Annotated in this window: 22 protein-coding genes; 6 read left to right on the top strand and 16 right to left on the bottom strand. The window is 65.3% G+C overall.

All coding sequences use genetic code 11. The features are described 5' to 3' along the window. The coding region (locus F614_RS14040; protein WP_019559006.1) for a transposase at window positions 1-942 on the top strand (942 nt) is incomplete at its 5' end. A 170-nt stretch (window positions 943-1,112) separates the two neighbouring features. Here the strand turns inward: F614_RS14040 and F614_RS0112675 are convergent. The 3 genes from F614_RS0112675 to typA form a co-directional block, all read right to left on the bottom strand. Next, window positions 1,113-1,544 carry a putative toxin-antitoxin system toxin component, PIN family gene (locus F614_RS0112675; RefSeq protein WP_019559005.1) on the bottom strand — a complete coding sequence of 144 codons (432 nt, stop codon included), beginning with the start codon at window positions 1,542-1,544 and terminating at the stop codon, window positions 1,113-1,115. Then, window positions 1,541-1,777 carry a ribbon-helix-helix protein, CopG family gene (locus F614_RS0112670; RefSeq protein WP_018879659.1) on the bottom strand — a complete coding sequence of 79 codons (237 nt, stop codon included), beginning with the start codon at window positions 1,775-1,777 and terminating at the stop codon, window positions 1,541-1,543. Before F614_RS0112670 ends, F614_RS0112675 begins: the two co-directional genes overlap by 4 nt. A gap of 500 nt (window positions 1,778-2,277) precedes the next feature. Next, window positions 2,278-4,101 carry a translational GTPase TypA gene (gene typA / locus F614_RS0112665; RefSeq protein ID WP_019559004.1) on the bottom strand — a complete coding sequence of 608 codons (1,824 nt, stop codon included), beginning with the start codon at window positions 4,099-4,101 and terminating at the stop codon, window positions 2,278-2,280. 276 nt (window positions 4,102-4,377) lie between these two features. Between typA and F614_RS0112660 the strand changes: the two genes are divergently transcribed. Continuing rightward, window positions 4,378-4,608, top strand: a complete 231-nt coding sequence (locus F614_RS0112660) for a hypothetical protein (protein ID WP_018865502.1) — start codon at window positions 4,378-4,380, stop codon at window positions 4,606-4,608. Window positions 4,609-4,680: 72 nt separating this feature from the next. Here F614_RS0112660 and F614_RS0112655 read toward each other — a convergent pair whose 3' ends face one another. The 4 genes from F614_RS0112655 to speA all read right to left on the bottom strand — a co-directional run bounded on the left by F614_RS0112655 (window position 4,681) and on the right by speA (window position 7,697). Further along, window positions 4,681-5,007, bottom strand: a complete 327-nt coding sequence (locus F614_RS0112655; RefSeq protein ID WP_018865501.1) for a type II toxin-antitoxin system PemK/MazF family toxin — start codon at window positions 5,005-5,007, stop codon at window positions 4,681-4,683. After that, window positions 5,001-5,228 carry an AbrB/MazE/SpoVT family DNA-binding domain-containing protein gene (locus F614_RS14035; RefSeq protein WP_231366537.1) on the bottom strand — a complete coding sequence of 76 codons (228 nt, stop codon included), beginning with the start codon at window positions 5,226-5,228 and terminating at the stop codon, window positions 5,001-5,003. Before F614_RS14035 ends, F614_RS0112655 begins: the two co-directional genes overlap by 7 nt. 311 nt (window positions 5,229-5,539) lie before the next feature. Beyond that, window positions 5,540-5,788 carry a YcgL domain-containing protein gene (locus F614_RS0112645; RefSeq protein ID WP_019559003.1) on the bottom strand — a complete coding sequence of 83 codons (249 nt, stop codon included), beginning with the start codon at window positions 5,786-5,788 and terminating at the stop codon, window positions 5,540-5,542. A gap of 4 nt (window positions 5,789-5,792) precedes the next feature. Then, the gene (speA, locus tag F614_RS0112640) at window positions 5,793-7,697 is read right to left on the bottom strand and encodes a biosynthetic arginine decarboxylase (RefSeq protein ID WP_019559002.1); all 1,905 of its coding nucleotides are present in this window, start codon (window positions 7,695-7,697) and stop codon (window positions 5,793-5,795) included. A 253-nt stretch (window positions 7,698-7,950) separates the two neighbouring features. Between speA and speE the strand changes: the two genes are divergently transcribed. Next, window positions 7,951-8,802, top strand: a complete 852-nt coding sequence (speE, locus tag F614_RS0112635; protein WP_019559001.1) for a polyamine aminopropyltransferase — start codon at window positions 7,951-7,953, stop codon at window positions 8,800-8,802. Window positions 8,803-8,902: 100 nt separating this feature from the next. Here the strand turns inward: speE and fetB are convergent, their stop codons facing one another. The 6 genes from fetB to folB all read right to left on the bottom strand — a co-directional run bounded on the left by fetB (window position 8,903) and on the right by folB (window position 13,852). Further along, a complete protein-coding gene (fetB, locus tag F614_RS0112630) occupies window positions 8,903-9,709 on the bottom strand; it encodes an iron export ABC transporter permease subunit FetB (protein WP_018865496.1) in 807 nt (268 codons plus the stop codon). Further along, window positions 9,700-10,320, bottom strand: coding sequence for an ATP-binding cassette domain-containing protein (locus tag F614_RS0112625; protein ID WP_018865495.1), 621 nt, complete (start codon window positions 10,318-10,320; stop codon window positions 9,700-9,702). Before F614_RS0112625 ends, fetB begins: the two co-directional genes overlap by 10 nt. A 324-nt stretch (window positions 10,321-10,644) precedes the next feature. Further along, complete coding sequence (locus F614_RS0112620; RefSeq protein ID WP_018881473.1) at window positions 10,645-11,898, bottom strand: ammonium transporter; 1,254 nt, start codon at window positions 11,896-11,898, stop codon at window positions 10,645-10,647. 35 nt (window positions 11,899-11,933) lie between these two features. Continuing rightward, window positions 11,934-12,272, bottom strand: coding sequence for a P-II family nitrogen regulator (locus tag F614_RS0112615; RefSeq protein ID WP_012981610.1), 339 nt, complete (start codon window positions 12,270-12,272; stop codon window positions 11,934-11,936). Window positions 12,273-12,338: 66 nt separating this feature from the next. Next, a complete protein-coding gene (locus F614_RS0112610; protein ID WP_026279134.1) occupies window positions 12,339-13,070 on the bottom strand; it encodes a TorF family putative porin in 732 nt (243 codons plus the stop codon). Window positions 13,071-13,492: 422 nt separating this feature from the next. Continuing rightward, window positions 13,493-13,852, bottom strand: coding sequence for a dihydroneopterin aldolase (gene folB, locus F614_RS0112605; RefSeq protein ID WP_018865492.1), 360 nt, complete (start codon window positions 13,850-13,852; stop codon window positions 13,493-13,495). A 73-nt stretch (window positions 13,853-13,925) separates the two neighbouring features. Between folB and F614_RS0112600 the strand changes: the two genes are divergently transcribed. Next, a complete protein-coding gene (locus tag F614_RS0112600; RefSeq protein WP_018865491.1) occupies window positions 13,926-14,948 on the top strand; it encodes an amidoligase family protein in 1,023 nt (340 codons plus the stop codon). After that, window positions 14,935-15,765 carry a gamma-glutamyl-gamma-aminobutyrate hydrolase family protein gene (locus F614_RS0112595; RefSeq protein WP_018865490.1) on the top strand — a complete coding sequence of 277 codons (831 nt, stop codon included), beginning with the start codon at window positions 14,935-14,937 and terminating at the stop codon, window positions 15,763-15,765. Before F614_RS0112600 ends, F614_RS0112595 begins: the two co-directional genes overlap by 14 nt. Before the next feature lie 241 nt (window positions 15,766-16,006). On the opposite strand, the gene msrA is transcribed toward F614_RS0112595, so the two are convergent. From msrA to F614_RS0112580, 3 genes are all read right to left on the bottom strand, one after another. After that, window positions 16,007-16,639 (bottom strand): peptide-methionine (S)-S-oxide reductase MsrA, encoded by a 633-nt coding sequence (gene msrA, locus F614_RS0112590; RefSeq protein WP_018865489.1) that lies wholly within the window; start codon window positions 16,637-16,639, stop codon window positions 16,007-16,009. 11 nt (window positions 16,640-16,650) lie between these two features. Then, window positions 16,651-17,811 (bottom strand): PQQ-dependent sugar dehydrogenase, encoded by a 1,161-nt coding sequence (locus F614_RS0112585; protein ID WP_018865488.1) that lies wholly within the window; start codon window positions 17,809-17,811, stop codon window positions 16,651-16,653. Between the two features lie 112 nt (window positions 17,812-17,923). Next, entirely contained in the window at window positions 17,924-18,745 is an 822-nt protein-coding gene (locus F614_RS0112580; RefSeq protein WP_018865487.1) for a DNA-formamidopyrimidine glycosylase family protein, read from the bottom strand. Between the two features lie 131 nt (window positions 18,746-18,876). Between F614_RS0112580 and F614_RS0112575 the strand changes: the two genes are divergently transcribed. After that, entirely contained in the window at window positions 18,877-19,644 is a 768-nt protein-coding gene (locus F614_RS0112575) for an NYN domain-containing protein (protein ID WP_018865486.1), read from the top strand. Window positions 19,645-19,664: the final 20 nt, after the last annotated feature.

The raw sequence follows: 19,664 nt of genomic DNA, 5'->3' as shown, positions 1-19,664 counted from the left end.
ATCGATCACGAACCGTCTGGATTTACAGCGTTCTTCGAACGAGTGGAACGCCATCGTCGGTCGCCGGACCAGAGGGTCCAGGTGGCGATGGAAGGTTACAACGGCTGGGCACGCCCGCTGGATAGCCAGACCCTGGCCCGCGGTTGGGCGCTGTACAACGTCAATAACTTGAAGCTAGCACGGTATAAGGAGATCTTTCCGGCTCCTGCCAAGACGGACGCGATCGACTCGCGCCGCATGCTCGAGCTATTCGCGCTGGATCAGCAACCTGGGGTGGCCCGCAATGCCCTACAGCGGGTGACGCTGATCCCAAAGGCACACCGCCATCTGAAGTATCTGACGCGCCGGCGGCGGGTGCTGGTACAGGAGCGGGCTGGGCGTCTGACGCGGCTGAACTGCGATCTACAGGCGCTTTGCCCGGGCTTGCTGTCGATCACGGGTTCGATCGACAACCGGTGGTTCCTCCGATTCCTGACCTGCCGAGACCGCCTCACGGCGTTGCCACGGGTACGCGCCTCGACGCTGTTAAGGATACGGGGTGTTGGGCGCGCTTATCTCGCCAAGATCCAGGCATGGCAGCCGACCGCACAGTTTGCCCCGGATATCGCCTTCGGCGATATGGATGTGGTCACCGATGCCCGATCGATCCTGACGCTGAGTGAGCGGATCACGGAGTTGGACACAGAGCTCGAACGCTTGGCGTGCGAGAGCCAACCGGCTCAAGGAAACGGGGACAGATTTATTTTCGGTCTACATTCCTGCTGGTGTTCTCGACCCTCGACCGGCGCACCCCTGCACGTAGCCCGCTCCGGAGGGTGTATCCCCTCTCAGCGGGCCAGCCGGAGCATCAATCGATGCATAGCCTTCTGGCTGCGCTCCCGGCGTGACTGTCGTAACGGAGCCTCGGGGTCAAACCTTGCCTTTTGCCTGAAACTCAGGTAACGGAGCCTCGGGGTCAAACCTTGCCTTTTGCCTGAAACTCAGTGAGAGGCTGGCCCGCCACTGTTTCCAGGATGACGCCGTTTAGAATCGCGTGGCCCGGGGATCCGAGATCACGAACCCAAAATAACAAACTCCGCTCGCGCCCCAGACAACCGCGCCCGCGCACCTAATCAGCTCGTTTCAAACAGCTGAAGGCCCGCCTCGGGCGTGACGACACGACCCGGCGCAAATGGCTGCTGGGCCAGCAGCTTGTCGCCCGTCACCAAGATGCTGCGCGGGTGGCAAGCCAGCAGATCCCACAGGTGAGCATCTCCGGCATCCGGAGCCGAAATCGATGTGGGGCTCGGCTCACGCCAGATCGCATTGGCGACCAGTTCGGTCACCAAATCATCGATATGCGAGTCCGAAAGGCCATGCAGCCGAACCAGCGACGGCCGCAAGAGAACCCTGCGATATTCGGATATCAGGTCAGGCGAAGTCAGGAAAGGGAAATGTCCCGCCAGCATCCCGTCCAGGACACGGCACACGGGCGAGCGTGGCGCACTGGACAGAAGCCCCGCCACCACGACGTTGGTGTCAACCACCAGCGTCCACGGCTTCATCGGCCGCGCTCGGAACGAGTCTCCTCCAGCGCTAGAGCCATGGCATCTTCTTCGCTTAGCGCTGCGCGCTTCCGAGCCGAGGCCACTAATTGCCGCGCTTCGCTACGGGTACGAATCCCGCGATAGACCAGGCTCTCCTCGATAATCGAGGCGATGGAACGCTGCTGCCGCGCCGCCGCCTCTTTCAGGGCCTGATGCAGCTGGTCGTCCAGGGTGATGGTTAATCGGCTCATCGAAGCCCTCCAGACGGGCTGAATCGTGCACACCAAAACACCATAGCACCGGATGAGAGCGGAGGCCAGATCACCTCGTGCAGCACGATCCAGCCGGAGGAGACCCCGGATAACTGGAAGAAAGAGGACACCCGTCTCCTCGAACAGCCCTCCTGGTCACATGCCGCTGCAGCCCTCGTCTCCCGCAGGAGCCCGGCCCTCTGGGCGATGGGGCGCTGGACGCACCTGATCGGCGAGAGGGCTCGCCTCCTACAGCTGGCGGGCAACGGAAGGGACGCCCATCTGCTTCCAGACGCCGCACCGTCCTCCCGGCTGCAGCGCAGCGATGAGCCGGGATCTCCGGCGCTGGACATACCCCGGGATCCGCGCAATCCCCGGCGCAGGGGAACCCGGATAACCGTTGCGCGGGCTCCGGGATGGCGGCAGAGGGCAGGACGTAAAAAAGCGCCCCGCGGATGCGATCCGGCCGGGCGCTTTTTGGTTCCGCCTTGGGTCTAGCTTCAGGCGGTTGCGGCGGCGCGGGAGGCCTTTTTGCGTTCGTGCTCCAGCAGGAACTTCTTGCGGATACGCAGGTTTTCCGGGGTCACCTCGACCAGTTCGTCGTCGTCGATGAACTCGATGGCCTGCTCCAGCGTCATGCGGATCGGCGGGGTCAGCTGGATGTTCTCGTCGGTCCCGGCAGCACGAATGTTGGTCAGCTGCTTGGCCTTGAGCGCGTTGACGACCAGGTCGTTCTCGCGCGAGTGCAGGCCGATCACCATGCCTTCGTAGACCTCCTCGCCGGGGCCGATGAACAGCTTGCCACGGTCCTGCAGGTTGAACAGGGCAAAGCCCAGGGCCTTGCCGGCGGCGTTGGCGATCAGCACGCCATTCTGGCGCGAGGCCACCGCCCCGGACTGATACGGGCCGTAGTGGTCGAAGATATGGTGCAGGATGCCGGTACCGGAAGTGGCGGTCATGAACTCGGTCTGGAAGCCGATCAGGCCGCGCGACGGGACGATGAAGTCCAGGCGCACGCGGCCCTTGCCGTCCGGAACCATGTTGGTCATCTCGCCTCGGCGCTCGCCGAGCTTCTCCATGACCGTGCCCTGGTGCTGCTCCTCGACGTCCACGGTGACCGACTCGTACGGCTCCTGCTTCACGCCGTCGACTTCCTTGATGACCACCTCGGGGCGCGCGACGGCCAGCTCGTAGCCCTCGCGACGCATGTTCTCGATCAGGATGCCCAGGTGCAGTTCGCCACGGCCGGAGACCTTGAACTTGTCCGGGTCCTCGCCCTCTTCCACGCGCAGGGCGACGTTGTGCTTGAGTTCTTCCTGCAGGCGGTCGCGCAGCACACGCGAGGTGACGTACTTGCCCTCGCGCCCGGCGAACGGCGAGGTATTCACCTGGAAGGTCATGCTGACGGTCGGCTCGTCGACGGTCAGCGGCTCCATCGCCTCCACGTGGTTCGGATCGCACAGGGTGTCGGAGATGAACAGCTTGTCCATCCCGGTGAAGGTGATGATGTCGCCAGCGCGGGCCTCTTCGACCTCCACACGCTCCAGGCCGTGGAAGCCCATGATCTGCAGCATGCGCCCATTGCGCACCCCACCCTCACGATCCACCACCTTGACCGGGGTGTTCGGCTTGATGCGCCCACGCTTCACGCGGCCGATGCCGATCAGACCCTGATAGGAGTTGTAGTCCAGCGAGGAGACCTGCATCTGGAACGGGCCATCCGCGTCCACGTTCGGCGGCGCGACATGCTTGACGATGGTCTCCAGCAGGCAGGTCATGTCGCCCTCGGTGACACTGGAGTCCAGCCCGGCAAAGCCGTTCAGCGCGGAGGCGAACACAATGGGGAAGTCGAGCTGCTCGTCGGTGGCACCAAGGCGGTCGAACAGATCGAACACCTGATCCACGGCCCAGTCGGGGCGCGCGCCGGGGCGGTCGACCTTGTTGACCACGACGATCGGCTTGAAGCCCATCGCGAAGGCCTTCTGCGTCACGAAGCGGGTCTGCGGCATCGGGCCATCCACCGCGTCCACCAGCAGCAGCACCGAGTCGACCATCGACAGCACGCGCTCGACCTCGCCACCGAAGTCGGCGTGTCCGGGGGTGTCCACGATGTTGATGCGGTAGTCCTGCCATTCGATGGCCGTGTTCTTGGCCAGGATGGTGATCCCGCGTTCCTTCTCGATGGCGTTGGAGTCCATGATCCGCTCGCCGTGATCGCCACGCTTGTCGAGGGTGCCGGACTGGCGCAGGAGCTGGTCGACCAGCGTGGTCTTGCCATGATCAACGTGGGCGATGATGGCGATGTTGCGAAGCTTCTCGGTCATGGAATACAAACTCTGGATACTGGCAAAAGGGCCGACACTATACAGACTTATGCGTGACCGCGCTGCGACTCCCGCGTTTTATGCGCAGGCTCCGCCCTCGCGCCTCCCCGCGGCCCCCAGCCAAAGCGATTCCGCCCCGGAACTACCGGCCACCTGAGCCCTGTGGCCAAGCCAGTACGGCACCCCCCCGACCTGATCGCTGACAGCAAACTGGCCTCCGTTGAATGCACGTAGTTTTCGTGCTACGCATTTTTACGTGAGCCATGAGGATTCAACATGAAACAGAACATTACCCTGTCCCTCGACAAGCAGGTACTGACCGAACTGAAGGTCATCGCAGCCCGTCGTTCGACTTCGGTCTGCCGGCTGCTGACGGAGGAACTGGAGCACATCGTGGAACGATCCGAACGGTATGAGCGTTCCAAGCGCGCGGCCCTGGCCGCCCTGGACAAGGGCTGCCACTTCGGCGGCGAACGCCCGGATCGGGACGCGCTGCATGAGCGATAAGGTCTTCGTCTATACCAACGTCCTGTTCTACGCGCACGACCCAGGGCCTGGTCAGATGGCAGCTCACAAACGTCAGACGAACATTTCCAGGAGTTGCGGATGCCAGCTTGCGAGTTCGATCGAGCCAAGCGTGGACCCCAGACGCCGCTTGTCCACACTGCGGATCTGGTCCAGAAGAATACGGGCCGGGCGGCCCGCGAGCTCGACCTCCGGCCGGCATCCAAGGGGCTGCCCCTTGCTGGTGATCGGGGCCACCAGAACCCGTGGCAAGGCTGCGTTCATGTCGTCGGGGGAGACAATCAATGCAGGACGGGTCTTGCGGATCTCCGTTCCAACGGTAGGGTCCAGGTTGACCCAGTAGACGTCTCCGCGGCGAACCGGTGCGCGACGCCCTACCATTCCCACTCCTCGGCATCCTCGGCCCAGGGCGCGTCGGACCATTCGGGTGCATCGTCCTGATCGATGTCGTAGTGGTCGAACCAGCCGGCGCGCGGCTCGGTAATCGGTTCGATCACGATCCGGTGACCCTCGAGCCGCAGGTCGATCTCGTCGCGGATCCCGCATTGGCGCAACAGTGTCGCAGGTAACAGAACGCCGCGGGAGTTTCCGATCTGTCGCAAAGTTGTTTTCATGGCCTCCCCACAAACCGGCCGAAGTTATAACAATGTATCACCATGGGCGCCGTGGAGGCCAGATTGAAGCCCACCATCCGCTGCTGGCTCAACGCACCCCGCCTGCAGCCACCCCGCCCCGGTCATCCCGGCCGCAGCGCAGCGAAGAGCCGGGATGACCGAGGCTGGACAGCCCCCGAAGCCCGGGCAGCCCCCACCGCATGAGATCCCGGATAACCGCTGCGCGGTTTCCGGGATGACCGAGAGGGCGCTGGTTCTGGGAGTTTGGCGGCGCCATGTGCGGATGGCCGCGCGGAGGGTCAGGACCTGGACTCGTCTTCCGGGGGCGGGAACTGGAGATGGAAGCCCTGCTCCTCGAGGTTAGCGAGGACCTTTTGTGGATCTTCCTGAGCCAGGGTGCGCTCGGGTGTCAGATCGAACTCCAGTGCGAACTCCAGGGTGCCGAGGGCGCGCATCACGCCTTCGGGCAGGTCGGAGAAATCGTCCTTCTCCGGGAAGTAGACATAGGTGTCGGCGCGACGGGTTGCGCGGTAGACGTAGCACTGCATGGGTTCAGTCCTCGAGATAGGTGTAGCCGGTCAGGCCCTGTTCCAGCTCGGCCAGCAGCCGTCCCGCGGCCTCGCCACGCAGGCCGGCGGCGTCGATCTTGGCGCGGAAGGTGCGGCGCAGGTCATCCGGGGCAAAGTGCACATAGGAGAGCAGCTCGTCGACGGTATCGCCACGCTCCGGGTCCACCAGTCGGTAGCCACCCTCCGGCAGCAGCTCCACGTTTACAGTGTCGGTGTCCCCGAACAGGTTGTGCAGATCCCCCAGGATCTCCTGGTAGGCACCGACCAGGAAGATGCCGAGATAGTACGGCTCGCGGTCGTTCCACGGGTGCAGGGCAAGCGTGGTGTGCGTGCCCTCGCGCTCCACGTAGTGCTCGATATGGCCGTCGGAATCGCAGGTCAGGTCCTGCAGCACCGCGCGCCGGGTCGGCCGCTCGTCCAGGCGATGCAGCGGCATGATCGGGAAGATCTGGTTGATCGCCCAGGTATCCGGGATCGACTGGAACACCGAGAAGTTGCAAAACACCTTGTCCGCCAGCTTGTCGATCAGCTCCGCGTGCACCTCCGCCGGCAGGGCCTCGGGCCGCGCCAGCAGGCGCTGGCACAGGGCAAAGTAGATCGCCTCGGCGCGGGCACGGTCGACCAGCGACAGCATCCCGCGGGCAAAGCGCGCCTGCACCTCGGCCAGGCCATAGGCGGCATCGTGGTAGATCTCGGAGGCCGGGCGCTCGCCGCCCTCCAGCAAGGCGCGCATGGCGGCGATCTCCGGCAGTTCGCCATCTTCTGCGGGCGGCACGTCGCCATCCCCCGGGGCCGGCTCGCAGTCGATCACGTTGGTGATCAGCACCGCGTGGTGCGCGGTCAGGGCACGGCCGGACTCGCTGAAGACCTCGGGCATGGCCAGGCCCTGCTCCTCGCAGATGCGCTTGAGCGGGCGCAGGATGTTCAGCGCGTACTCCTCTACCGAATAGTTGATGGAGCACTCGTTGCGCGAGCGCGAGCCCTCGTAGTCAATGCCCAGGCCACCGCCGACATCCACCACCCGCAGCGCCGCCCCGGCCTCGGTCAGCGCGGCGAAATAGCTGGCCGCCTCGCCCATGCCATTCTGGATGTCGCGGATGTTCGCGATCTGCGAACCCATGTGGAAGTGCAGCAGTTGCAGCCGGTCCAGCCAGCCAAGGCCGCGCAGGCGCTCGAGGATGCCCAGCACATCCGCCGCGGACAGGCCGAACTTGGCCTTCTCGCCGCCGGTGTTCTGCCACTTGCCCTTGCCGATCGAGGCCAGGCGCACGCGCAGGCCCAGTAGCGGCTCGACCTGCATGGCCTCGGCCTGGCGGATCACCTCCTCCAGCTCGGAGGGCTTCTCGATCACGATGTACACGCGGTGCCCGAGTTGCCTCCCGATCAGGGCCAGGCGCACGTATTCGCGGTCCTTGTAACCGTTGCAGATGATCGCCGCACCCGGGCGCGACTGCGCCAGCACGGCCATCAGCTCCGGCTTGCTGCCGGCCTCCAGCCCCACACGCGGGGTTAGCCCCTCGGCATCCGGCTGATCGCCGGCCGCCAGGATCTGGTCCACCACGCTGCGCTGCTGGTTGACCTTGATCGGGTAGATCGCGGTGAACGCGCCTTCGTACTCCAGCTCGCGCGCGGCGGTATCGAAGGCCCGCGCCAGGCGGCGTACGCGCCCGTCCAGCACATCCTGGAACCGCACCAGCACCGGCGGACCCACATGCTCCTCGCGCAGGCGGCCCGCCAGCTCGTACAGATCCACGCCGGGGTGATCCGGCCAGTCCGCGCGGCGCATCGCCACATTGCCCGCGGCGTTCACCTCGAAGAAGCCACCGTTCCAGTGATCGATCCCGTAGGTGGCGCGGGCCTCGTCCAGATTCCAGGGCGTGACGGTCATGGTGTTCCCGGATTTCAAAAGCTAGGAAAGTCCCGTCATTGCGAGGAGCGAAGCGACGTGGCAATCGCCTTAATCATCCCCCCGAACACCAGGGGCGGTCAGGGCAACCAAGCGCACTGCCCTCATTCAGGAGATTACGTCGTCGCCTACGGCTCCTCGCAATGACGAGAAGAACAGAGTTGCCCGCAGGATACAGGGCACTATCATAGCGGCGCATCATACCGTCCACCGCACCGGCAAGGGGAGCCGCCTAATGGCACTCGACAACAACTGGTTCAGCGAACCGCACGAAGACATGGCGCTGTCCCTGCGCATCAAGCAGAAGCTGCACGAGGAACAGACCCCGTACCAGAAGATCGAGATCTACGAGACCGAGGCCTTCGGCAACCTGATGGTCATCGACGACTGCGTGATGCTGACCGGCCGCGACAACTTCATCTACCACGAGATGATGTCGCACCCGGTGCTGTACTCGCACAGCGCCCCGAAGAACGTGGTGATCATCGGCGGCGGCGACTGCGGCACCCTGCGCGAGGTCCTCAAGCACGACGAGGTCGAGCGCGCCGTGCAGGTGGATATCGACGAGCGCGTCACCCGCCTGTCCGAGCAGTACTTCCCGGAGCTGTGCGACGCCAACAACGACCCGCGCGCCGAACTGCTGTTCGACGACGGCGTGCAGTACCTGAAGGACGCCGCCCCCGGCTCCATCGACGTGATCATTGTCGACTCCACCGACCCGGTCGGCCCGGCCGAGGGCCTGTTCTCCACCGCGTTCTACCAGGACTGCGTGAAGGCCCTGGGCGCGGACGGCCTGCTGGTGCAGCAAAGCGAATCGCCGCTGCTGCACACCGACAGCATCATCCGCCCGATGCACGACAGCCTGCGCGCGGCGAACTTCATCGACGCCCTGACCCTGCACTTCCCGCAGGCCACCTACCCCTCCGGCTGGTGGACCTGCACCATCGCCGCGAAGGACTGCCCGGTGTCCTTCCTGCGCGAAGAGGCCGCCGAAGAGCTGCCATTTGTCACGCACTACTACAACGCCGCGATCCACCGCGCCGCTGGTGCCACCCCGGAGTTCTTCCGTCGCAAGCTGTTCGCCTGATCGCGCGCCAGCGACGGGGCCACCCACGGAGATCGCCACGGCGCTGCGCGCCTCGCGATGACGGGCGCCACACACGCCGTAGGCTGCATTGAGCTCGTGACTAGGTGTGGCGGCCGGCCTTGAGGCGGTCGAGGCGCAGGCGTTCGCGGGTGTCGAACAGGCGGCGGGAGGCGAACCAGACCGCACCCAGGGTGCCGAAGCCGGTACCGGCGGTGATCAGGAACATGATCAGGATCTGGTACTTCACGGCCTCCACCGGCGGGGCGCCGGCCAGGATCTGGCCGGTCATCATGCCCGGCAGGCTGACGATGCCGGCGGCGGCCATGGCGTTGATGGTCGGCATCAGGCCGGAGCGCGCGGCCTCGCGGCGCATGGTCGTGACCGCCTCGCTCCAGGAGGCCCCCATCGCCAGCCGGCCCTCAATGGTGCGGCGCTCGCGCCAGACCGTCTGCGTCAGGCGGTCCAGCCCCAGCGCAATGCCGGTCATGGTGTTGCCGAGCAGCATGCCCAGCAGCGGGATCGCGTACTGCGGCTCCCACCAGGGGGTCGGGCCGACCATGGTGGTCAGCGCCAGCACGGTGACCGCGAACGCCGAGATGAACATGGTCACGGCACCAATGCCGTAGCCCCACAGCCCGGCGAAGCGGCGCTGCTGGCGCGCCATCACCTCGTAGCCGGCCACAGCGAGCATGATCACCGCCATCAAGGCCACCCAACCGAGCTGCGCATGGTCGAACAGCGTCTGCAGGATCAGCCCGACCAGCAGCAGCTGGATCACGGTGCGCGCCCCGGCGATCAGCAGGCTGCGCCCCAGCCCCATACGTGCCCAGACGGTCAGCCCTGCCAGCGCGACGACCAGCAACGCCGCCAGCGACAAATCCAGCGCGGAAAGCGAGATCAGTTCCACGCGGTCACCTCCAGCTTGCCGTTGGCGATGGTCAGGATGCGGCCGCCCAGGCGCTGACGCTGCAGGGTGTCGTGACTGACCCAAAGCGCTGCCGCGTCTTCCTCGGCGAGATACCCCCGTACCGCGCGTTCGATGCGTTTGGTGTTTTCCAGATCCAGATTGGCGGTGGGCTCGTCCAGCAACAGGACGCGCGGCTGGTTCAGCAGCGCGCGCACCAGCCCCAGGCGCTGCTTCTCGCCGCTGGAGAGACGTTCGACCTCCCAGCCTAGAGAGGCCTCGGGCAAGGCGACCTGCTCCAGCAGGTGCAGGGCCGCCGGGCGGGCGAAATTTGCTGGCAGGTGCTCGTCCACTCGCTCGCCCCACCAGGCAGTCTCCGCCGGTACGTACGCCACGCGCCGGCGCCAGTCGACCGGCGCCATGGCGTCCCGCGGTTGCCCGTTCAGCATCACCTCCCCCGTATTGGGGTCAAGGTCGGCCAGGGCCCGCAGCAGCAGGGATTTTCCGGAACCGGAGGCGCCCGTGACCTGCACCAGCTCCCCGGGCTGAAGCGCCAGATCCAGCGGGCCCAGATGGGCGGTTTTCAGTTGGCGAACATCCAGCAGGCGATCCATGCGACAGGGTTCCGGTGCGGCGAAATGGCGATCGTAACCGAAGCCGGGGCGGCGGGATGAATGGCCGGACGGGCAGGCGCTGCTTGCTGCGAGACGAACGGTCCGCCGTGAGGGGTGCCTCTGCGGATGTCGATCGCACTATCGGGCGCAGGCAGGGGCTTCGCGGGCGAGCCCGCTCCCACAGCTCGGGAAACAAAAAAGGGCGCCCGGGGAGGGGCGCCCAAAGGCCAACATCCAAGTCCTGGGAGACTGTCTTGTCGGCGTCGGAGGAGACGATGTTGGGGCCGGGCCTGTGGCCCGACCCCGGTTCAGGTTAACGAGGGTTTATTGCTTCCCGGTGAACTCCGGGTAGGCCTCGAGACCGCACTCGGCGATGTCGGCGCCCACATCCTCGTCCTCTTCGCTCAGGCGGATACCCATCACCGCCTTGAGGATGGCCCAGACGATCAGGCTGGCCACGAAGACGAAGGCGAAGATGGCAAGCAGGCCCACGATCTGGCCGAAGAAGGTCGCGTCCGGGTTGGACAGCAGGACCGCCATCACACCCCAGATACCGGCGGTACCGTGCGCGGAGATCGCGCCGACCGGGTCGTCGATCTTCAGCTTGTCCAGCGCGACGATCGAGAAGACCACGATCACGCCACCGATGGCACCGATGATCATCGCCAGGAACGGGCTGGGCATCAGCGGCTCGGCGGTGATGGACACCAGGCCCGCGACCGCGCCGTTCAGCGCCATGGTCAGGTCCGCCTTGCCGAACACCAGACGGGTCGTGATCAGAGCGGCGACCACACCCCCGGCCGCGGCCAAGTTGGTGTTGGCGAACACGGCGGCCACGGCGTTAGCGGACTCGATGTCGGAGACCTTCAGCTCGGAACCACCGTTAAAGCCGAACCAGCCCAGCCACAGGATCAGCACACCCAGGGTGGCCAGCGGCATGCTGGAGCCCGGGATCGCGTTGATCTGGCCATCCTTGCCGTACTTGCCCTTGCGCGCCCCGAGGAGCAGCACACCGGCCAGCGCGGCAGCGGCACCCGTGAAGTGGACGATGCCGGAACCGGCGTAGTCCAGATAGCCGATCTGGTCGAGGATCCCGCCACCCCAGCTCCAGAAGCCCTGGATCGGGTAGATGAAGCCGGTCAGGACGACCGCGAAGGCGAGGAAGGCCCACAGCTTCATGCGCTCGGCCACGGCACCCGAGACGATGGACATCGCGGTGGCCACGAACACGACCTGGAAGAAGAAGTCGGCACGATCAGAGTAGTAGATGTCGCCACCACTACCCAGTACGTCCGCGACCGCGTTGTCGCCCGAGATCAGGAAGCCCAGGCCCGGGATGATAGAGCTCAGGCCGTCGCTGTACATGATGTTGTAACCGATCAGCATGTACATAATGCTGGCGATCGAATACAGGGCGATATTCTTCGTTGCAATTTCGGCCACACTCTTGGTGCGCACCATACCAGCCTCGAGCATCGTAAAGCCCGCGGCCATCCACATCACCAGCGCGCCGGCCACCAGAAAGTAAAAGGTGTCCATTGCGTAGGCGAGTTCGACAACTTGCTGTTCAATTTCCATGATTGAAATTCCTCATTCGATGGAAGACGGAGGCCTTAAAGGGCTTCCGGGCCGGTCTCGCCCGTGCGAATACGCACGACCTGCTCCACCGGTGTGATAAAGATCTTGCCGTCGCCGATCTTGCCCGTGCTGGCAGACTTGGAAATGGCCTCGACCACCTGATCGACCAGGTTCTCGTCGACAGCCACTTCCAGTTTCACCTTGGGCAGAAAATCGACCACGTACTCGGCACCGCGATAGAGCTCGGTATGACCGCGCTGGCGACCAAAACCCTTTACTTCGGTCATGGTCATCCCTTGTACGCCGATCTCCGAGATCGCCTCGCGAACATCATCAAGCTTGAACGGCTTGATTACGGCGGTAATCATCTTCATGTCAGACTCCTGTAGTCGGGCCCGCCATCTGGCGGACCCGCTGTTGCTTTAGGCGGTAATGCGGAATCAGAAGGTCTTGGACCAGCCCACCCAGGCGCCCAGGTCTTCGTCGGTCTCGTCGACATACTCGAGATTGAAGCTGAACTCGCCCCAGTCGCCCGCATCACGGGTCAGGCTGGCGGTGTAGTGGGTGTAGTTTTCGGCGTTGGAATCGTCGAAGCTGGTGCGACCTACCAGGAAGCCGGCGCTGTAGACGTCCATGAACGGGACATCCAGGCCGGCGTAGAAGTACATGTCGTCGTCTTCCAGGGCCGAGTCATCGCTGTCGTGAACGACGTAGGCCATACCGCCGTACAGTCCCACAACGCCCGTATCGAAGCTGACCTCACCATAGATCTCGCCGAAGTCGGCACTCAGGGAACCGGTATCGTCTCGGGCATCCGGATAGGCGTAATAGATGTAACCGACGTCGTAGCCGAACCCATTGTCGAACGCGTCGGCAAATCCAAGATAAAGATCCATTTCGTAGCTTGTTTGATCTTCATTCCCCTCGTCGACGCCAAAGTCAACATTCGATACCCAGGTTCCCACGTAGAAACCAGAGGCATGCTCGTAATCGATACCACCCTGAACGGCAGCACCGTCGTCGGTTTCGGAAAAACCACGGAAGTAGTAATTGGACACCGCGCCGATGTTCACGGACAGCTCCGCGGCGGCGGTGGAGGTAAAGGCGACGCCACCGGTGGAGCCTACGGTGAGGACAGCAGCGGCCAGCGCGGAACGGGTGAACTTCTTCATGTTGGTCATCTCCCAGATTGGTCAATCGAGTGTCGCGTAGTCGACACCCGGTCCTTGCACGGGCTGTGCCAAGTACCAAAAGGGAGCAAAATCGGCTTTTCGCAACACCTGTTGCGGCCCAACCACGGGCTTTTGCCTTTATTTGGTGCGCACTAAAAGTGCACACGCACCAAAAACGTGCGGAGACCGAGGACTGTGAACCATGTACGGGATTCCGGAAGGTTCAGTCCTTCGGCGAGTGGCGGGGTTGGAGAGGCAAATCGAGGCGGGGACAGGCGCGACCAACGCACACGCGGCCATGCGGGACGTACGGCGAACACCTCCCTGCCCTGCAGATCGCCACGTCGCCTCGCGACCCGCGATGACACAGCACGGCAGGGGGGTGGCGCCGACCGGGGCAGCGCCCCGTCGCCGGCGCGGGTTTACGAGGAAAGGCTACCGCGTTCGATCTCGATGCCGACCTCGCGCACGCCGGGCACGGCGCCGGGCTTGCCGAGCTTGATGCGCAGCCAGGGCGTGCCGAACTGGGCCATCAGGGCCTCGGCGATCTCCTCGGCCAGGGATTCCAGCAAGGCATGCGGCTCGCGCGTGACGATGGCACGCACGGCGTTGGCCACCGCCTCGTAGTCGACGGTGTCGCCGATCTCGCCGGAGTAGGCGGCGATGCGGGTATCGGCCGCCAGTTCGATATCGAATCGCAGGCGGCGCTGGATGCGCTGTTCCCAGTCGTAGACGCCAACAACGGCATCAATCTCGAGGTCGCGCAGATAGATTCGATCCATGGGTTCGGCGGGCTCCTGTAGGTCGGCGCCTATCCTACTGCCCGGGCCGCATGAGGTACACCGAGCCGCTATCATGGTGACTCCCGATTACTCCGAGACACGCATGAGCGAGCCCTTTCACGAACTCCCCTGGCCCGCCAATCCGGAGGGCGCACCCCGGCGCATCGGCGTGGAGATCGAGATGGCCGGGGTGTCGCTGGAGACGATGGCCGAGACCGTGAAAGACGAGTTCGGGGGGCATATCGAGTCGGACAGCGCCTTCGTCTTCCATGTGCGCGACACGGACGTCGGCGACTTCCAACTGGAGCTGGACGCCCGGGTACTGAAGGACCGCGGCTACCGCGAACACCTCGCGCGCCTGGGCATCGAGCTGGACGACTCCGACGAGGCCGCGCTGGAACGCTGGCTCGCGGACGCCGCGGGCCGCCTGGTACCGCACGAGATCGTGGCGCCGCCGATCGCGACGGCTGACCTTCCCCGCCTGGACCGGGTGCGCGCCGCCCTGCAGCAGGCCGGCGCACTGGGTACCGAACGCTCGTTTCTCTATGCCTTCGGTCTGCAGATCAATATCGAGGTGCACCGCACCGATGCCGAGTGGCTGCTGGCAATCCTGCGCAGCTTCCTGCTGATGGTGGAAGTGCTCACAGCGGCGGGCGCCATCGACCTGGCGCGGCGCCTGTCGCCCTACATTCGGTCTTTCCCCGGCCCGTTTGTACGCTACGTGCTGGACCCGGACTTTCGTCCCGACCGGGCCGGCCTGATCGACGCCTACCTGGCGCATAACCCGACCCGCAACCGCCCGCTGGATCTGTTGCCGCTGTTCGCCCATCTGGACTCCGATAGGATCGACGCGGCCCCTGTGGAACACGAGCTGATCAAGCCGCGGCCGGCCTTCCACTACCGCCTGCCCAACTGCGAGATCGACGACCCGGACTGGAGCCTCGCGCGGCCGTTCAACGGCTGGGTCGAGGTCGAGCGCCTGGCGGCGGATCCGGAACGCCTGGAACGCCTGTCGCGGGAATATCTGGAACGCCCAGGCCAGGCCCTCGGCCGCTGGGCCGACGACTGGAGCCAGCGCCTCCGTGACTGGTTCTGAGCCCGACCGCACGACCACCGATACCGTGGCGCCGCGTCCACGCCGCCCGGTGATCGCCATTACCGGACCCGACCAGGGCGGCGGGCCCGCCTGGCTGTTTACAGCGCTCGCGGTGTGGCGCGCCGGCGGCCAACCGCTGCGGCTGCGCCCGGGCAAGCCGCGCGGTCACCGGCGCTTCGATGGTCTGGTGGTGGGCGGCGGGGCGGATGTGGATCCGGAGCTCTACGGCGAGACTCTCCCCGAGGGACCGGATGCGGCCGCCATCCGGCAGGCGGAGCGCCGCCTGTCGCAGCGCCTGATCGGCTATCTCTTCTACCCGGCCCTGTGGCTGCTGCGCCGGTTGTTCCAGTCCCACGGCGGTGTACTGGACACCGACCGCGACCGGCTGGAGAAGGCCCTGATCCATCGCGCGCTGGACGAGCACCGCCCGATCCTCGGCATCTGTCGCGGGATGCAACTGGTCAACGTGGTACGTGGCGGCACCCTGCATCGCGACCTGGCCGAGTTCTACGTGGAAACCCCGCAGGCCCGCAGCCTGCTGCCGGTCAAGCCGGTGGAGCTGGACCCGCGCAGCCTTCTGGCCAACATCCTGGGCGACACGACGCTCCACGTGAACGCGCTCCACAACCACGCCGTCAATGACCTGGGGCGGGACCTCAAGATCGCCGGACGCGAATCGACCGGCGTGGTCCAGGCCATCGAGGCCGAACACGACTGGTGCATCGGCGTGCAGTGGCACCCCGAATACCTCCCACAGAAACGCCGCCACCAGCTCCTGTTCCGCGCCCTCGTCCAAGCCGCCACCCAAAACGGCTAAAAGACTGATTCACCACGAAGGCACGAAGAAAGGCGATTCACAGGAAGTCTGGAAGAAGAGAAGGTTTGCAGGTGAAGGGTCGAGTGCGTGACGGTCGCTCAAGGCACCATATCAACGTGCTGCTGGAGGCCGTCGCATCAGCCTTCTTCCGGTCTTAAAACCTTCCTGTGAATCGCTTTTGACCTGGCCTTTCTTCGTGCCTTCGTGCGCTTCGTGGTGAAACCCGTCCTTCGAAGTGGGCTCAGGTGGGATAGGGCACGGCCAGGCCGCCAAGGCCGCAGTAGCCGTTCGGGACCTTGGCGAGGTACTGCTGGTGGTAGTCCTCGGCGAAGTAGTACGCCGGGCCCTCGGCGATCTCGGTGGTGATCGCCCCGCGCCCGGCGGCGTCCAGCGCGAAGTGGAAACGCTCGCGGCTGGCTTCGGCAGCCGCGGTCTGCTCAGGGTCGGTGGTGTAGATTGCCGAGCGGTACTGGGTGCCGACATCGTTGCCCTGGCGCATACCCTGGGTCGGGTCGTGCCCCTCCCAGAAGGTACGGAACAGGGCGTCCAGCGAAACCTTCCGCGGGTCGAACACCACCCGCACCAGTTCGGTGTGCCCGGTCTGGCCGCTGCAGACCTCGCGATAGGTCGGGTTCGGGGTATAGCCCCCGCCGTAGCCCACGCTGGTGGAGTACACGCCCTCCTGCTGCCAGAACAACCGCTCGGCACCCCAGAAACAGCCCATGCCGAAATGGATCACCTGCATGCCCTCGGGGTACGGCGGGGCCAGCGGCGTCCCCAGGACCATGTGGCGCTCGGGGACCGGCATCGGCTCTTCGCGCCCGGGCAGGGCCTGTTCGGGGGTCGGCATGCGCGGCTCGGAAAAGGCGAACATCGGTGGCTCCGTCAGTCGGCCGGGGCGAGCCGGATCAGCTCCCCCGGATTGTGGTCGGTCAGGATATAAATGGCCCCGTCATGGACGCGCACGTCCCGCACGCGGCGGTCGAGATCTGGCAGCACCTCGCGCTCGTTGACCAGCTCGCGCCCCTCGAAGGTCAGCCGGCGAAGGGTCTGATGCGCCAGGCCGCCCACGAGCAGGTCGCCATCCCAGTCGGCAAAGGCGGGATCGCGCAGGATGGCCATGCCCGAGGGAGCGATGGAGGGCGTCCAGTGGTGCAGGGGCGACTCCATCCCCTCCTTCTCGGTCAGGCCTTCGCCGACCTGCCCGCCGGCATACTCCCGGCCGTGGGTAATGACCGGCCAGCCGTAGTTCAGGCCGGGCTCGATGATGTTCACCTCGTCGCCCCCGCGCGGGCCGTGCTCGTTCTGCCAGAAGGTGCCGGTCTCGGGGTCCATCACCATGCCCTGCGGGTTGCGCACCCCCCAGGCCCAGATCTCGGGGCGGGCATCGGCATCATCCACCAGCGGATTGTCGTCCGGGACGCGCCCGTCGTCATGCAGCCGGATGATGCTGCCGATATGGGTCGAGGTGTCCTGGGCATGATCGCGCTGGCCGCGATCCCCCACGCTGATATACACGTAGCCCGCGTCATCGAACACGATGCGGCTGCCGAAGTGGCGCCCCCCGGAGACGCCCGGCTCGGCGGTGAACAGCGTCTCCACATCCTGAAGCTCACCGCCCTGGAAACGTGCGCGCGCCAGGCGTGTGGTGAGCCCGCCATCCACGGCTGCGGAATAGGTGAAGTACAGCCAGCGGTTCTCGGCGAAGTCGGGATGCAGCGCGAGGTCCAGCAGGCCGCCCTGGTTGCGCGCCTGCAGGTCGCCCGGAACACCGGATACCAACTCGCCCCGGCCGTCGAAGGACCCGGCGTCCTCGAACCAGCGCAGGGTGCCCGGGCGCTCGCTGATCAGCGCCCCGCCCTCCGGCAAAAACGCAATGGCCCAGGGGTGATTAAGTCCCTCGTGCAGCACACTGGCTTGCAGGCCATGCTCCCCGGCCCCCAGCCCCTCGGCCGAGACCCCGGAGGATCCGGTACAGGCCATCACCAGACCGGCCAACACGGGCGCCAGGGTGAGGCGGCTCGTCTTCATCGTGCGCGTCTGCATGGTTCACCTCCTTGGAAAATGCGATGCCTGCGGGGCGGGATACCGCTGGAGACTTGGGCGGCACGGCCAGGAGCCGTGCATCATTCATATCCTTTTGGGATGCCGCGGGGGCCTACGGGTTCCCCGGCTGGCAGACCGGACACCAGTAGGTCGCACGCAGGTGCTCGCCCAGTCGGGCATATTCGACCGGTGCCCCGCACTGGTGACAGGGCTCACCCCGACGACCGTAGACGTTCAGAAACGCCCCCGCCTCCGCACGCTCACGGGTAATCCGCGGCCCCGGCTTCACATTGCGCCGCAGCAGGCGCTCGGCATCGCGGTACAACCCGCGCAGCATGGCCTCCGGCACCTGTGCCAGAGGACGCAGTGGATGGCACCCCTGCAGGAACAGCACCTCGGACTTGTAGATGTTGCCGATCCCCGCCGCCAGGGACTGATCCAGCAGCACATCCACGATCGGGCGGGCTGAATCGGCACGATCGCGTACCCGGGCAACAACCGCATCCAGGTCAATCGCCGGGTCCAGCAGGTCGGGGCCCACCCGCGCATCCAGCCGGGGAACGTCCCGTGCGCCGTCCGCGCGCGGACGCCACTGCAGCTCACGCGGGTGGAAACAGACCAGCACGCGATCCGGCAGGCCCAGCACCGCCCACGCCCCGGCCGCCGGCTTGTGCCACGCCGCGCCCGGCGCATACTGGTGCCAGGTCCCGTACATCCCGAGATGGCTGCGCAACTGCCAGCGCCGCCCGTCCGCCGCCTCCAGGTCCAGCAGCAGGTGCTTGCCCCGGGCCTGCACGGCCTCCGCGGTCATCACGCCATGTTCCAGTAACGGATCCCCCCGGCGCGCTCGGGTGGCGACCCGGCCAAGCGCCACCCCCTCGAGCATGGGCCGCAGCGCCGCCGCCAGCTTGTGGATCGTATCGCCCTCGGGCATGGCACCCCATCTCCTTGAGCCGCATCCGGATCAAACGCATGCAATCGGGAACGCTGAGGCCGCCCCCTTGAATGATTGGCACTCTTGGGCCAAATTCGGAAAACTTGTCAAGGTACAGGGAGGTACCTAGAATGAAAGACAGATCCGCCCTCGGCAGTAAGCCTTCTCTCAATGATTCAGGGAAGGCCGACCCCGAGGGCTCTTTGTTTCTGCGCCACGCAAGTCCTGCCGTGACTGCAGTGCTGGTCGACGCCGGGTTCTTTCTGGTTCGAAGCCGACGCATTTTCGGCAAGCAAGGCCCGGAAGAAACCGCGAGAACCCTTCACGGTCTCGCCCTTGATCATCTCAACGCCCCACGCAATGGGCCGCGGGTTTCCCGCCTCTATCGCATATTTGTCTACGACGCCCACCCTTCGAGCTGGAAAGGACACACCCCTTTAGGCAAGAGCCCTGTCGACTATGGCAGAAGCGAGGTCGCCGTATGGCGGCGGGCATTCCATGACGCACTTCGCAGCCAGCGAAAGGTCGCTTTGCGACTCGGGGAGCTGCCGACCAGCCATGTCCACTGGCGCCTGAAGCAGAAAGCGCTGCATGCACTCTGCCAGGGAGCACGCGACTGGACGGACATCACCGACGCCGATTTCCACCTCGACCTGCGCCAAAAGGGCGTAGATATGCGGTTGGGCATTGATATCGCTGCACTGTCGTTCAAGCAACAGGTGAATCAGATCATCCTGGTCTCGGGCGACTCCGATTTCGTTCCAGCCGCCAAACTGGCACGACGGGAAGGCATCGATTTCATCCTCGACCCCATGTGGGCAACCATCCGCCCGGACCTACACGAACACATCGACGGTCTGAGAAGTGTTTGCCCGCGCCCGACGGCTGCGACTCCCTGACACCACCCAACGGTGCATGA

Source organism: Thioalkalivibrio sp. ALE12, from assembly GCF_000381105.1.
Classification (GTDB): Bacteria; Pseudomonadota; Gammaproteobacteria; order Ectothiorhodospirales; family Ectothiorhodospiraceae; genus Thioalkalivibrio.
The sequence above is the reverse complement of the archived record's forward strand: the minus strand, read 5'-3'. Positions and strand labels throughout refer to the sequence as shown.